11 protein-coding genes are annotated in these 13,429 nt (G+C 71.4%); 6 read left to right on the forward strand and 5 right to left on the reverse strand.

Annotation, left to right across the window (positions count from 1 at the left end):
• Positions 1–43 precede the first annotated feature (43 nt).
• Positions 44–1,084 carry a S66 peptidase family protein gene (locus tag AB0J86_RS20130; protein ID WP_363859083.1) on the forward strand — a complete coding sequence of 347 codons (1,041 nt, stop codon included), beginning with the start codon at positions 44–46 and terminating at the stop codon, positions 1,082–1,084.
• A gap of 161 nt (positions 1,085–1,245) precedes the next feature.
• On the opposite strand, the gene AB0J86_RS20135 is transcribed toward AB0J86_RS20130, so the two are convergent.
• The gene (locus AB0J86_RS20135) at positions 1,246–2,469 is read right to left on the reverse strand and encodes a DUF418 domain-containing protein (protein ID WP_363859084.1); all 1,224 of its coding nucleotides are present in this window, start codon (positions 2,467–2,469) and stop codon (positions 1,246–1,248) included.
• A 260-nt stretch (positions 2,470–2,729) separates the two neighbouring features.
• On the opposite strand from AB0J86_RS20135, the gene AB0J86_RS20140 reads away from it, so the two are divergent.
• On the forward strand, positions 2,730–3,479 hold the full coding sequence (locus AB0J86_RS20140) for a DUF4253 domain-containing protein (protein ID WP_363859085.1): 750 nt from the start codon (positions 2,730–2,732) through the stop codon (positions 3,477–3,479).
• Between the two features lie 61 nt (positions 3,480–3,540).
• Here the strand turns inward: AB0J86_RS20140 and AB0J86_RS20145 are convergent, their stop codons facing one another.
• A complete protein-coding gene (locus AB0J86_RS20145) occupies positions 3,541–3,765 on the reverse strand; it encodes a winged helix-turn-helix domain-containing protein (protein WP_363859086.1) in 225 nt (74 codons plus the stop codon).
• Between the two features lie 317 nt (positions 3,766–4,082).
• Here AB0J86_RS20145 and AB0J86_RS20150 point away from each other — a divergent pair, with 317 nt between their 5' ends.
• Positions 4,083–4,289 (forward strand): hypothetical protein, encoded by a 207-nt coding sequence (locus AB0J86_RS20150; RefSeq protein ID WP_363859087.1) that lies wholly within the window; start codon positions 4,083–4,085, stop codon positions 4,287–4,289.
• Positions 4,290–4,490: 201 nt separating this feature from the next.
• Here the strand turns inward: AB0J86_RS20150 and AB0J86_RS20155 are convergent, their stop codons facing one another.
• Positions 4,491–5,111, reverse strand: coding sequence for an NYN domain-containing protein (locus AB0J86_RS20155; RefSeq protein ID WP_363859088.1), 621 nt, complete (start codon positions 5,109–5,111; stop codon positions 4,491–4,493).
• A 135-nt stretch (positions 5,112–5,246) separates the two neighbouring features.
• On the reverse strand, positions 5,247–6,308 hold the full coding sequence (dndB, locus tag AB0J86_RS20160) for a DNA sulfur modification protein DndB (protein WP_363859089.1): 1,062 nt from the start codon (positions 6,306–6,308) through the stop codon (positions 5,247–5,249).
• Between the two features lie 302 nt (positions 6,309–6,610).
• Here dndB and mfd point away from each other — a divergent pair, with 302 nt between their 5' ends.
• From mfd to AB0J86_RS20175, 3 genes are all read left to right on the forward strand, one after another.
• Complete coding sequence (gene mfd, locus AB0J86_RS20165; protein ID WP_363859090.1) at positions 6,611–10,243, forward strand: transcription-repair coupling factor; 3,633 nt, start codon at positions 6,611–6,613, stop codon at positions 10,241–10,243.
• Between the two features lie 182 nt (positions 10,244–10,425).
• Positions 10,426–11,142 carry a hypothetical protein gene (locus AB0J86_RS20170; protein ID WP_363859091.1) on the forward strand — a complete coding sequence of 239 codons (717 nt, stop codon included), beginning with the start codon at positions 10,426–10,428 and terminating at the stop codon, positions 11,140–11,142.
• Positions 11,139–12,122 (forward strand): nucleoside triphosphate pyrophosphohydrolase, encoded by a 984-nt coding sequence (locus AB0J86_RS20175; protein ID WP_363859092.1) that lies wholly within the window; start codon positions 11,139–11,141, stop codon positions 12,120–12,122. Before AB0J86_RS20170 ends, AB0J86_RS20175 begins: the two co-directional genes overlap by 4 nt.
• Here AB0J86_RS20175 and AB0J86_RS20180 read toward each other — a convergent pair.
• On the reverse strand, positions 12,074–13,327 hold the full coding sequence (locus tag AB0J86_RS20180; RefSeq protein WP_363859093.1) for a DMT family transporter: 1,254 nt from the start codon (positions 13,325–13,327) through the stop codon (positions 12,074–12,076). The genes AB0J86_RS20175 and AB0J86_RS20180 overlap by 49 nt on opposite strands.
• Positions 13,328–13,429: the final 102 nt, after the last annotated feature.

Here is a 13,429-nt window from a genome sequence, read left to right on the forward strand (position 1 = left end):
TATGGGGAATTTAGTCGGTTGGTCCGGCCGATAGCCTCACCGCATGGGAGAACCGATCTATCCCGCCAAGCCCCGACCCGGCGACCGGGTCGCCGTGGTCTCGCCCTCCGCCGGCCTCCCCGCGATCTTTCCCGACGTGTACGACCTCGGACTGCGCCGGCTGCGCGAGGAGTACGGGCTGGTCCCGGTCGAGTACCCGACCACCCGGGTCTTCGGCGCCGACCCGCGTGACCGGGCCCGGGACCTCACCGCCGCCTTCGCCGACCCGTCGATCGCGGCGGTGCTCGCCACGGTCGGCGGCGAGGACCTGATCACCGTCACCCCGTACCTGGACGACGCGGTGCTGCGCGCCAACCCGAAGCCGTACTACGGCTACTCGGACAACACGAACGTGCTGGCCCGCCTCTTCGACCTCGGCATCGTCGCGTACCACGGCGGCTCCGTGCTGGTGCACCTCGGGCGCGGCGGGGCGATGCACCCGCTCACCGCCGACTCGCTGCGCGCCGCGCTCTTCACCAGCGGCTGGTACGAGCTGAGCGAGCCGGGCGAGTCGACCGACGAACCGGGCGACTGGCGCGAGGCGTCGTACTTCGCCGGCCCGCCGACCATGTTCCCGGTCGACGGCTGGCGCTGGTCCGGCCCGAGCCGACTGGTCGAGGGGCGGGTCTGGGGCGGCAATCTGGAGATCCTGCACTGGCTGCTGGCCGCGGGCCGGGTCGGGCCGAACGAGGCGTACGCGGGCTGCGTGCTGCTGATCGAGACCTCCGAGGAACTGCCGCCGGACGTCGAGGTCTACCGGATGCTGCGCAACCTCGGCGAGCGCGGCCTGCTCGCCGGCTTCCCGGCGGTACTGGTCGGCCGGGCGAAGGCGTGGGACCACGCCAAGCCCAACGACTCGGAGCGGAAGGCGGCGTACCGGGCCGCCCAGCGCGCCGCCGTGCTCCGCGCCCTGGCCGAGTACGCCCCGGACGCGGTCGTCGTCCTCGACCTCGACGTGGGGCACACCGACCCGCAGCTGATCATCCCGTACGGCGGGTTCGTCCGGGTCGACGCCGAGGCTCGCCGCATCTCCGTCCGCTACTGACCCGTCCGCCACCAACCCGCCCGCGCGCCTGCGCAAGATCCGCACAACTGCTCGGAAAGAGGCCCCGCGTACCGCGCGCGAGGCCACTCTTTCCCGGTATTTGCGCGGGCCCGCGGTATTTGCGCGGGCCCCCGGTATTTGCGCGGGCGGCGCCACGGTGCCTACCCGGCGGTCACCCGCATCGGCGGCCGCTCGCGGTTGGTCCAGGCGCGCAGCAGCCACTCCGCCGGCCCGTACCGGAACCGGGCCAGCCACCAGCCGCTCACCGCGACCTGTCCCACGAAGACCGCGACCGCGACGAGCAGTACGACCGCCGGGGAGACCCGGCCGACCAGCCCGAACCCGATCCCCGTGAAGATCAGTACGCCGAGCAGCGACTGACCGAGGTAGTTGGAGAGCGCCATCCGGCCGGCGGGTCCGAGCGCGCGGGCGACCCGCTGACCCGCCGGCGTGTGGAAGGCGCGCAGCGCGGTGGCGACGTACGCGGCGGCCAGCGCCGGCGCGGTGACGATGCTGGCCATCAACCCGGTCAGGTTCCCGGTGCCGCCGCCGGTGGCGAAGAGCAGACCGCCGGCCAGTCCGACCGGGTAGCCGACCAGCTCGATCCGGCGCAGCGTGGGCAGGTGCGGGGTCACGTCGGCCAGCACCCGTCGCTTCCCGGCCGCCAGCCCGACCAGGAAGGCGGCGAGCGCGAGCGGTCCCTGCACCACCAGCGCGCCGAGCATGGCCGGCAGGGAACGCAGGTGTTCGGCGATCACCGAGCCGAGACCGCCGCCCAGCGCCTCGGTGGAGGCGGAACCGGCGGCCAGCGCGGCGGCCGGATCCGGTACCAGCGTCGTGCCGTGCACCGCGCCGAGGCCGACCGCGAGGGCGACGGCGCCGGTCACCGCGGCGGCCGCCACGAGCGCGGTACGCGGCGCGGCCCGGCGCGCGGCCAGCAGCACCAGGCCGAGCAGGGCGTACGTGGTCAGGATGTCGCCGTGGAAGAGCAGGACGGCGTGCAGGCAGCCGATTACGAAGAGCCCGATGAGCCGGCGCCGGAATCGGGGGGCGAACTCCACGCCGCGCCGGGCGGCGGATTCCAGCTGCAAGGTGAAGCTGTACCCGAACAGGAAGGAGAAGAGCAGATACGCCTTCATCGCGAGGAGCATCTCGACCAGCCAGGTCACGGCGTGGTCGAGCCACGAGTCGTACGCGGGGTCCGACACCAGGTGGAACGGGTGGCCCGAGGCGAAGTACGCGATGTTGACGAGGAAGATCCCGAGCAGCGCGAGACCGCGCAGCGCGTCCACGTCCGGAATGCGGTTGCCGCCGTCCGGCGGGGTCGCGGGCGGGTCGCCCACGGACCCCTGTACGTCGCGCGGTACGCGCCCCGAGAACGTCACGATGCCCCTCCTGGAATACCCGGCGCTCCGCTCGGGAAGCGACGACGGAAACGGTGCGTGATTGCACCGTCGACGCTACGGAGATCGGCGTCGGTCGAACATCCGGCAGGCCACCGGACCGGGCGTCCGGCGGGCCGGAGCATCGCCGGTAGGGCTGGCCTGTCGGCGCCCTGTTCTAGCCTCGCCGCACCCCCACCCGAGGGAACCCCAGCGGGCGACCCGACGGGTGGCTTCCCTCGAAACCACTGGAGCGGACCGACATGACTCTCGACGAGGCCGTACCGGACCTGCCGCCGCGGCACGAGCTGTCGCGTACCCCGGCCGGGCGGCCGGTGTTCGCGTTCCGGGCGGCCGGCAAGGCGGCGACGAACTGGTGGCAGCGGCTGCGGGCGGCCCATCCGGAGACCGGGCTCTGGCCGGTGCTGATGGACGACGACACGCCGGAGTACCTCGCGGAGGCGCGGGAGCACCCCAACCCGTCGTACCTGCTACACCGCGCCGGAACGCTCGACGGCGCGGCGACCCTGGCCGCCCGCGCCAGGGCGAAGCTAGAGATCTACGGTCCGGAGTTGGCGGCGGAGATTCAGGCCGAGCTGCGGGGCGAGGGCGAGTGGCCGACCGAGCCGGTACGCCGTGACCTCGGTCTGCCGTTCACCTGGCGGCGCGAGCCCCGCCCTGTGACGGTTGCCCTCGTACCGGCGGTCGCGGGCTGGCAGGTGCCGGCGGTGCTGGCGTACGGCGGCTGGAACGACCACCCGTCGCCCAGCGAGCACGGGGCGATCTTGCGGCACTGGCAGCGGCGGTACGGGATCGAGCTGATGACGATGACGGGCACCACGGTCGAGCTGATGGTGGACCGCCCGCCGACCACCCGGCCCGAGGCGTTGGCCGCCGCCTGGGACTACTGGGCTTACAACGACGGGGCGGCCGACCTCTACGACGCCGACGGCGTGACGAAGCTGGCGGCGAGCCTGCTGGGCGCCCCGCTCTGGCTCGCCTGGTGGGACTGACCGGGAGCGCCCAGAATCGGGGCGCGCCCAGGGTTGAAGACTGGAGCCGGGGGTCGGGCGTCTATTGCCCGGTCCGCTCGCGTACGAACACGCCCTCGCCCTGGCGGCCCTCGATCAGCCCCTCGGCCTTCAGGATCAGCAGGGCGGTGCGGACCGACCCGTAGGAGACACCGTACTCATCGATCAGTCCCTGTGTTGTCGGCAGCTGGTCGCCCGGCTTCAACTGACCGGAGCGGATCTGGTCGCGGATGGCGGCTGCCACGCGTTCGTACTTCGGTGTGTTCACGGTGTCTCCCTGGCTCGCGGAGCCAAGTAGATCACTGCGAAGTCGACAGCGTCTATAAAGTTGGCAGTGTCGACAGTGTCGACAATGTTGACGCTCCGCTATAGGCTGGCGCTGCCCTCCCTGGCTCGCAACCGGGTGGGTAGCGGCGGAATAGGCGGCCCGGGGTGGAGTTGCAGCTCCGCTCCCCGGGCCTTGACCGGGAAGGAGCCCGGCCCGTCTACAAACTATCGAACCCTGCCCATCCGACGTGGTGTCGCCGTGGCGGCGACTGCGCGAGCCCGCCTGGCCTGCACCTGTCGGACCTGACGTGCGTCGCGGTGCGTGGTGACGAAGTGATCCAGGTGGCAGCCGGCCTCTGGCGAATGGATGTCGGTCCCGCGACGCCCGAAGGTGTACTTCTAGAGCTGTCGGTCGGCGAGCACATCGAACGCTGGCCGGTCGACCTCGCACAGTCGCGTGCGCTCGTGCCCGTACTTCAGAGGTTGCTGAGGCGGGCGGACGCCGCGCTGTCGCCCGCCGCCTGAGTGACTGGCACGCCAGAGGCGTCATTCGGGCGGTTTGACGTATCTGGCGTGCCAAGTCAGTGGGTACAATCGATCCGCCCCAATCGATTCGGGTCATTATGGGAGACCCCATCGACCGCCGTCGACAACACGATCATGCTGTTGCCGACGTTGCCTGTTGGACCGCGGCTGATCTCTCCGCTCGTGGGTCCAGGCGTCTGATTACCGCCCGCGCCAGTATGCCGGCCGTTCGATCAGCAGCCCGGTCTTCAGCATGACCTTCTCGGGAAGCTGGGCATTCCTGATCTTGGCGTCGCCGATGGTGAAGCAGGCGTCAGCCTCCTCCCGCAAGGCATCGGATCGTCGTCGCGGCGGAAAAGCGACGATAATCCGTTTGCTCCCACCAAGTTCTCGCGCGACACGGAGCGCGGGACGGAGATCCGCGTCGCCGGAGATCAGGATTGCGGTATCGAATCGGTCAAGCGCTGCGTCCTGCGCGATGGCGAGGGCGAGGTTGACGTCTGTCTCCTTCTCCTCATAGGTCGTCCAGCTGGCGTGGCATGAGCGGCAGATGCTCAGGCGTTCCTGGAAACGTCCTTCCACGATCTGGATGTTCGGACAGTGCGCGGCTAGAGCTGACAGGTAGTCGTTCTGGCGTCGCTCGCTTGCCGGTTGGTTGCGTATACGTGCCGTGAAGTAACGAACCTGGACGAGTGTCTGACCTGGGCGCAGCAGCGAGGTTGCCAGGGTCTCAAGATCAAGCCAGTGGTACTTGCGGGCGTGCTTGTCCTTGAGGCCGTGGTAGAGGTTGAACCCGTCCACGTAGACGATGACCCTGTTCACGGCACCTTCCTGGCGATCTTCAAGTTGAGCGGGTAGGCTTGAGGCACTCCGCCAGGGCGAGTAGCTCTGGCCTGACGGCCCCCTCTCGGGGGCCGTTTCTATTGCTGGAGTTGCGGCGGCGCGCCGCCGCGACGGCTAGAGCACCTGCTCTGGCCGGGTGTCGGCGATGCCGATCTTCCAGCTCAGCAAGTCGGCTAGCGCCGCGCGGGTTTGTCGTCGTGTGATGACATCTGGGCCGATCATGCAGATCCCCTGCCACTCGCGATTAGTCTTCGACCAGTCGACATCGCCGAGCCGCTTCAAGGGATCCGCCCAATCGCTGCCGGCATGAGCGAGTAGTCGCCGTCCCGTTGCTCCGAGTGCATGTATGGTGACCGCGTGGGTAGAGATCGATTCGGCTCGTACCTCGGCTGGGCGCAACGAGCCATCGCGGATCTCGCGCCACTGTGGAATGGCGTCGGTCAAGGCGTTCCAGAAGTCAACGGCTCGCTGTTCGGCGGCTGCAAGGGCGATGTCGTCGGAGGGGATGGGGTTGTCGAGGAGCTGGCGGGTCGCGTCGTACAGGGCGGAGAGCGTGACCAGCTTGGCGGACCTCATCGGTAGGGAGACGGCATCCTTCTCCACCCGGCCTTTGAATAGCGGGACTCTCGGAATTGTTGCCATGACGAGCTGGTTCAGGGGATCGCGGTGGTCATAGAGAATATCGAGCGACCGACTGGTCTTTTGGACTGTTCGGTTCAGATCGCTGAAGACCTGTTGGCTGCGTTCGATGTCCTCTTCGGGTAGCAGGACGACGCTGATTGTCTGTCGACCGAGCTGCGGGTTCTCTTGGAGGGCGGCCTGGATGCCGGCGTGCCGGTGTTGCCCGTCGTTGATCAGGAATCGGCAGTCGAGTGGAAGCTCGAGAGATCCGATATCGCCGTCGTCGGGGCTGGGATGGAATGTCTCATCGCCGTTGTAGGAGACTGTCAGGCTCGAGAACACCCAATCCATTTCATGATCGAGTAGGTACTTGGTGATTTCTGGTACACGTTTTTCGATCAACCTGCGTTGTGCCCGCTGTTCTGGTGGCAGGTCCCCCCTGGTGCGGGTGAAAAGCCGTGCCACTGAATCGAGCGGGAACATGGCTATGTAGTAGTCACGCGCACCCATCCGTCCTCGGATTGCGGGGATTTTCAGTGTGCCGCCGATCGCCACAACTACTCCTCGTGCTCGTTGTCCAACTCGACTTGTTGAGCCTAGATGGACGGCCGGGACGGCAGAGTACGCTGTTAATCTGGCCGAGTCAACGACGTACAAGGGCAAAAGTACGTTCCAACGTGAATGACTTTCGGACGTACTACGGGTTTCACTGCCAGTGAGCCTGGTGATCGATTGCTCTCGGCGGCTGCTCCTAGCGTCGCCGGGTGATCGCCGTCTGCGCGTTACGCTGGGCCGAGCACCCCCGTCCAGCCTGGGCGCGGGGCAATCTTTCGTGCGCCCACCCAGAGGTTGTGATCATGTCTACGCTCGCCGGTCTGCTCCAGGCGGCCCTGGGCGATCCCGCGCTCACCCGGGCCCGTGACCTGGCCCGGGCGGGTGCCGCCCAGGCCGACGGACTCGACCTGACCGCCCCGCCGGCGCTGCGCCCGTTCGTGGTCGCCGCCGTCGCTGCGCGGCCCGGGCAGGGCGGCGCCGGCCGCCCGGTGCTCGCGATCACCGCCACCACCCGGGAGGCCGACGACCTCGCCGCCGCGCTGGGCAGCCTGCTGCCGCCGGAGCAGGTCGCCGTCTTCCCGGCCTGGGAGACGCTGCCGCACGAGCGCCTCTCCCCGCGCGCCGACACCGTCGGCCGCCGGCTGGCCGTGCTGCGCCGGCTGGCGCACCCGGAGATCCCGGAGTCTGGCGGGGAACTGCGGGTGGTCGTGGCGCCGGTGCGCTCGGCGCTGCAACCGCAGCTCAAGGGGCTCGGCGAACTCGAACCGGTGCAGCTTGCCGTCGGCGGGGAGGCGGAGCTGGAGGCGGTGGCCCGGCGGCTGACCGACCTCGCGTACGCCCGGGTCGACCTGGTCACCAAGCGCGGCGAGTTCGCGGTCCGCGGTGGCATCCTCGACGTCTTCCCGCCGACCGACGAGCACCCCTCCCGGGTCGAGTTCTGGGGCGACGAGGTGGAGGAGATCCGTACCTTCGCCGTCGCCGACCAGCGGACCATCGAGGCCGTACCGTCGCTGTGGGCGCCGCCCTGCCGGGAACTGCTGCTCACCCCCGAGGTACGCGAGCGGGCCGCCGCCCTGGCCGCCGAGCACCCGGAGCTGGCGGAGATCCTCGACAAGCTCGCCGAGGGCATCCCGGTCGAGGGGATGGAGTCGCTGGCCCCGGCGTTGCTGGACGGCACCGGGAGCATGGAGCTGCTGCTGGACTGCATGCCGGCCGGCACGCACGTGCTGCTATGCGACCCGGAGCGGATCCGGACCCGGGCGCACGACCTGGTGCGTACCTCGGAGGAGTTCCTCCAGGCCAGCTGGGCCGCGGCGGCCGTCGGCGGCAAGGCCCCGGTCGACCTCGGCGCCGCCGCCTTCCGGACCCTGGCCGACGTACGCGCCGCCGCCGGCCGGCTGGGTCAGCCCTGGTGGTCGCTCTCCCCGTTCGGTCTGGTGGAGTCGGAGCCGGCGGCCGGCGACGAGCCGTGGCTGGACGACCCGGAGCCGGTGACGGTCACCCCCGACGCCGGCGAGTCGCTGGCGCTGGCGGCCCAGCCGACTCCGCTCTACCACGGCGAGACCAGCCGGGTCGTCGACGACCTCAAGCGCTGGATCGGCGACGGTTGGGCCGTCGCGCTGGTCTTCGAGGGGCACGGTCCGGCCCAGCGCGCGGTCGAGGTGCTGCGCGACGCCGGCCTCGGCGCCGCGACCAGCGAGGGCGTGCCGTCCCGCCCCGAGCCGGGACAGCTGGTGGTCGCCTGCGGCTCGCTGAACCACGGCTTCCTGCACGAGGCGTCCCGCTTCGCGGTGGTGACCGGCAACGACATCACCGGGGGGCGCGGCTCCTCGACCCGGGACATGCGCAAGATGCCGAGCCGGCGGCGCAACACCATCGACCCGCTGGAGCTGAAGACCGGCGACTACGTGGTGCACGAGCAGCACGGCATCGGCCGCTATTTGGAGCTGGTGCAGCGTACGGTCAACGGTGCCGAGCGGGAGTACCTGGTCATCGAGTACGCCGCCGCGAAACGGGGGCAGCCGGGCGACCGGCTCTTCGTCCCGACCGACCAGTTGGACCAGCTCTCCCGCTACGTCGGCGGGGAGACCCCCACCCTGCACAAGATGGGTGGCGCCGAGTGGCAGAAGGCCAAGGCCCGTGCCCGCAAGGCGGTACGCGAGATCGCCGCCCAGCTGATCCAGCTCTACGCCGCCCGCAAGGCGAGCAAGGGGCACGCGTTCGCCCCGGACACGCCGTGGCAGCGTGAACTGGAGGACGCCTTCCCGTACACCGAGACGCCGGACCAGCTCGCGGCGATCGAGGAGGTCAAGCGGGACATGGAGCAGTCGGCCCCGATGGACCGGCTGATCTGCGGCGACGTCGGCTACGGCAAGACCGAGATCGCGGTTCGCGCGGCGTTCAAGGCGGTGCAGGACGGCAAGCAGGTCGCCGTGCTGGTACCCACGACGCTCCTGGCCCAGCAGCACTACAACACGTTCGCCGAGCGGATGTCCCAGTTCCCGGTCGAGATCCGCCAGCTCTCCCGGTTCCAGACGCCGAAGGAGGCCGAGGCGACGCTCGCCGCGGCGGCCGACGGCAGCGCCGACATCGTCATCGGTACGCACCGGCTGTTGCAGGCGGCGACCCGGTTCAAGTCTCTCGGCATGGTCATCGTGGACGAGGAGCAGCGCTTCGGCGTCGAGCACAAGGAGCACCTCAAGAGCCTGCGGACCTCGGTCGACGTGCTGACCATGTCGGCCACCCCGATCCCGCGCACGCTGGAGATGGCGATCACCGGGATCCGGGAGATGTCGACGATCGCCACCCCGCCGGAGGAACGCCACCCCGTGCTCACCTTCGTCGGCGCGTACGAGGACAAGCAGGTCGCCGCGGCGATCCACCGGGAGCTGCTCCGCGACGGCCAGGTCTTCTACCTGCACAACCGGGTCGAGTCGATCGACCGGGCGGCCCGGCGGCTGCGGGAGCTGGTGCCCGAGGCGCGGGTCGCGGTGGCGCACGGCCAGATGGGCGAGGAGGCCCTGGAGAAGGTGATGGTCGGCTTCTGGGAGAAGGAGTACGACGTCCTGGTCTGCACCACCATCGTGGAGTCCGGCATCGACATCCCGAACGCCAACACCCTGATCGTGGAGCGCGCCGACCTGCTCGGCCTGGCCCAGCTGCACCAGATCCGGGGCCGGGTGGGCCGGGGCCGGGAACGGGCCTACGCCTACTTCCTCTACCCGCCGGAGAAGCCGCTCACCGAGCACGCCCACGAGCGGCTCGCCACCATCGCCCAGCACACCGAGCTGGGCGCCGGCATGTACGTGGCCATGAAGGACCTGGAGATTCGCGGCGCCGGCAACCTGCTCGGCGGCGAGCAGTCCGGGCACATCGAGGGGGTGGGCTTCGACCTCTACGTCCGGATGGTCGGCGAGGCGGTCCGTACCTTCAAGGGCGAGCGCCCGGAGGAGGAGGTCGACGTGAAGATCGACCTGCCGGTCGACGCGCACCTGCCGCACGACTACGTCGGGGTGGAGCGGCTGCGCCTGGAGATGTACCGCAAGCTCGCCGAGGCCCGGGACACCGACCGGCTGCGCGAGGTCGTCGCCGAGATGACCGACCGGTACGGCGAGCCGCCGGAGCCGGTGCAGAACCTGGTCGCGGTGGCCCGGTTCCGCCTGCTCGCCCGCGCCTACGGGCTGACCGACGTCTCGGTGCAGGGCCGGCACGTGCGGTTCGGCCCGCTGTCGCTGCCGGACTCGAAGCAGCTGCGGCTGAAGCGGTACCACCCGGACGCGGTCTACAAGTCGGCGACCGACCAGGTCAGCGTCCCCCGGCCGAGCACCCGGCGGGTCGGCGGCGAGCCGCTGCGCGACCAGGCGTTGCTGGACTGGTGCGCCCAGCTCCTCTCCGACGTGCTCGGCGAGCCGGCGACCGCCGCCGCACCCCGCTGACCCGCCCGGATCCCGTCGACGCCCGCGCCGCGCGGGCGTCGACGGGACGCCGGCCGGGCGGCGGCCTCTCCAGCGCCGCCGGTCGGCCCACGCCGTACGGCTCGGCGCGGCGGGACCGTGACGCGCCGGTACGGTCGCACCCTGTCCCGCGCCGGCCAGCCGGCCGTGAGAGAGTGTCGCCCATGCAGCGTGCTCGCCGTCTGGCTTCGATCGCGGTCATCGCCGCCCTCGGCGCCGTCGCCCTCACCGGTTGCCGTTCCAACCCCTCGACCGCCGCCTACGTCGCGGGCCACAGCTACTCCCAGGACTACGTCGACGGGATCATGGACGAGGTCGAGCCCCTGGCCCGGCCCGAGATGCTGGCCGGCATCCGACAGGACGTGGTGCGGATGCTGGTCGTCCGGGACGTGGCGCGCGGCTACGCCGAGCGGCACAACATCTCCGTACCGTCGGTCGACGCCAACGCCTTCGCGCAGGAGAACAACCTGCCGCCGAACCTCCAGTACACCGAGGTGGTGGCCGGCTACGAGGGTGTGCTGCGGGCGATCCAGCAGTCCGCCGCCTCGGTGGCGCCGAGCGAGGCGGACCAGCGCGAGGTGTTCGCCCACATCACCGTGGGCGGCCGGCCCGTCTCGGGCTCCTTCGAGGACGTGCGGGAATTCCTCAATGAGCAGCAGATCGGCCGGGCGGTCGGCCTCCGCAACGCGCTCCGCGAGGCGATCGAGCAGGCCGACGTCACGGTCAACCCCCGCTACGGTGACCTGGTCTTCCAGGTTCCGGTCTCCATCCAGCAGCAGGCGCAGTCGTGGCTGGGCGTCCCGCTGGGCGACGACGACGGGCTCGTCTCCGAGGTCACCGTCGTGCAGCCCGCGCAGCCCTCGCCGCAACAGCCGGAATGACGGCCCGGGTCGTACTGCTGGTCACCTCGCCGCGGCTGCCGGCGGGTCTGTTGACCGCGGCGGCCTGGGACCTGGTACGCGCCAGCCCGGTGCTCGCGGCGGCGGAGAGCGAGCTGTCCACCGCCGTACGGGCCGCCGGTGCCGACGTCACCGTCGTCGCCGACGGCGCGGCGGTGGACGCGCTGCTCGCCACGGCCGCCGCGCACGGCACCGTGGTCTGGCTGGCCGGGCCGTGCGGCGACGAGCGGCTCGCCCGGGAGCTGGGGCTGCGGCTGGCCCGCGAGCCGGGTCTGGCCGAGCTGGAGCTGATGTACGGCTCGTGGGACCCGCCGGGCGCCCGGCTGCTGGACGCGGTCGCGGTGATGGACCGGCTCATGTCGCCCGGTGGCGACCCGTGGAAGCGGCAGCAGACCCACGCCACCCTCGCGCAGTTCCTGCTGGAGGAGTGCTACGAGGCGTATGACGCGATCGCCTCGGGTGACCTGGTCGCGCTCCGCGAGGAGCTGGGCGACGTGCTGCTCCAGATCGTGCTGCACGCCCGGCTGGCGCAGGAGCTGCCCGAACCGCAGCGCTGGAACATCGACGACGTGGCCGGCGGGCTGGTGGAGAAGATGGTGCGGCGCAACCCGCACGTCTTCGCCGGTACCCGGGCCGGCACGGTCGAGGAGATCACCGAGAACTGGGAGCGGATCAAGCGCGAGGAGAAGGCCCGCGACTCGGTGCTGGACGGGATCGCGCTGGTCCAGCCGGCGCTGGCGCTCGCCGCGAAGATCCTCCAACGCTCCGCGCGGGCCGGACTGGACGTACCGCCCCCGGCGGCGGACCCGGCCGACGCCGAGGACCGGCTCGGCGCGCGACTGCTCGCGATCGTCGCCGACGCCCGTACGGCCGGGCTCGACGCGGAGGCCGCGCTGCGCCGGGCCGCCCTCGGCTACGCCGACGCGGTCCGCGCCGCCGAACGCGCGGCTGCCGCCGACTGATCCGCCCCGCCCGGTCCCCACGGGTCGAGCGGGCTCCCCGGCCGCCACGGCGGCGGGGGACCGGGCCGGTCGAGCCCGTCGTACCCGTCGAGCCGGTCGTGGTCGCCGGGGCCGTCCGGCAGCGCCAGCCGGGCGGGTGACCCCGCCGCCAACCGGCCCGTGGCCTCCGGTCCGCCGCCCGGACCGACCGCGGGTACCAGCAGCTCCGTCGGCTCCAGCGCGCCCGTCGGCTCCAGCGCGCCCGTCGGGGCCGGCCGCCCGGCGTCGCGCCGGCCCGGCCGGTACCCCCGGATGCCCTGACCCGCGGCGTGCCGTCCCCGCCGGCCGCGGGTCAGCCCGACGCCGAGGCCGAGCGCGACCACGAGCACCCCGACGCTCTGCCCGTACGGGGGCAGCTGCCCGGCCTGCACCGCCGACGTGACGAGGGTGGCCAGCGGCATCATGCCGACGATCATCCCGGCCCGCTCGACCCCGAGGTGGTTCAGTCCGGTGAAGAAGGCGACGAACGCCACCACGGTCAGCATCGCGGCGAGGTAGCCGAAGGTGGCCGCCTCCACCGGGGTCGGCGGGCGCAGCCGCGCCAGCTCGCCGGCCGGCACCGCCGCCGCCAGCAGCAGCGGTACGGCCAGCGCGCAGCTGTAGGCGGAGACCCGTACCGGGCCGAGCCGGGGCAGCACGGCGGCGGCGAGCAGTGAGAAGGCGATCTCGCCGCCGAGCGCCCCGAGCGAGGCGAGCAGCCCGACGGTGTCGGAGTGGCCGGTCCCCTCGACCAGCGCGGTACCGGCCGCCACGACCAGGGCCGCGAAGACCAGCCGGGTCGCCGGGGGGCTGCCCCGCAGCAGCGGACCGATCAGCGCGAGGCCGAGCGGCGCGGCCCCGATGAACGTACCGACCACGGGCGGGTCGGCGTGTGCGAGTCCGATCAGGACGCAGACGTTGAACGCGGCCAGCCCGGTCGCCGCGAGACCGGTGAGGATGAGCAGTTCCCGGCCGGTCGGCAGGCCGGGCCGGGGCTGGGCGCCGGCGCCGAACCGGGAGAAGAGTCCCGCGATGGCGGCCAGGGCGAGCGCGGCGACCGCGTACCGGCCGGCCTGCCCGGTCAGCGGCGGATAGTCGAGGATCAGCTGGCTGAGGGAGACCGAGCTGCCCACGATCGCCATGCTGCCGACACAGAGCAGGACGGCGCCCGGGTTCGAGAGCTTCACGGTGTCGACAGTAGAGGTCGTACTGGTTCGATGCAGAACGTGAGTCCCGTCCACTTAAGACGGATTGGCCCGGCAACTGGCTCGTTGCCCGGCTGAGCTGCG

Source organism: Micromonospora sp. NPDC049559, from assembly GCF_040676675.1.
Taxonomy (GTDB): Bacteria; Actinomycetota; Actinomycetes; order Mycobacteriales; family Micromonosporaceae; genus JBFAPK01.

Excerpts from the sequence above, each read along its gene's own strand:
- mfd (WP_363859090.1), top strand. The coding sequence starts at position 6,611 with ATGTCTACGCTCGCCGGTCTGCTCCAGGCGGCCCTGGGCGATCCCGCG.
- AB0J86_RS20140 (WP_363859085.1), top strand. The coding sequence starts at position 2,730 with ATGACTCTCGACGAGGCCGTACCGGACCTGCCGCCGCGGCACGAGCTG.
- AB0J86_RS20130 (WP_363859083.1), top strand. The coding sequence starts at position 44 with ATGGGAGAACCGATCTATCCCGCCAAGCCCCGACCCGGCGACCGGGTC.
- AB0J86_RS20170 (WP_363859091.1), top strand. The coding sequence starts at position 10,426 with ATGCAGCGTGCTCGCCGTCTGGCTTCGATCGCGGTCATCGCCGCCCTC.
- AB0J86_RS20175 (WP_363859092.1), top strand. The coding sequence starts at position 11,139 with ATGACGGCCCGGGTCGTACTGCTGGTCACCTCGCCGCGGCTGCCGGCG.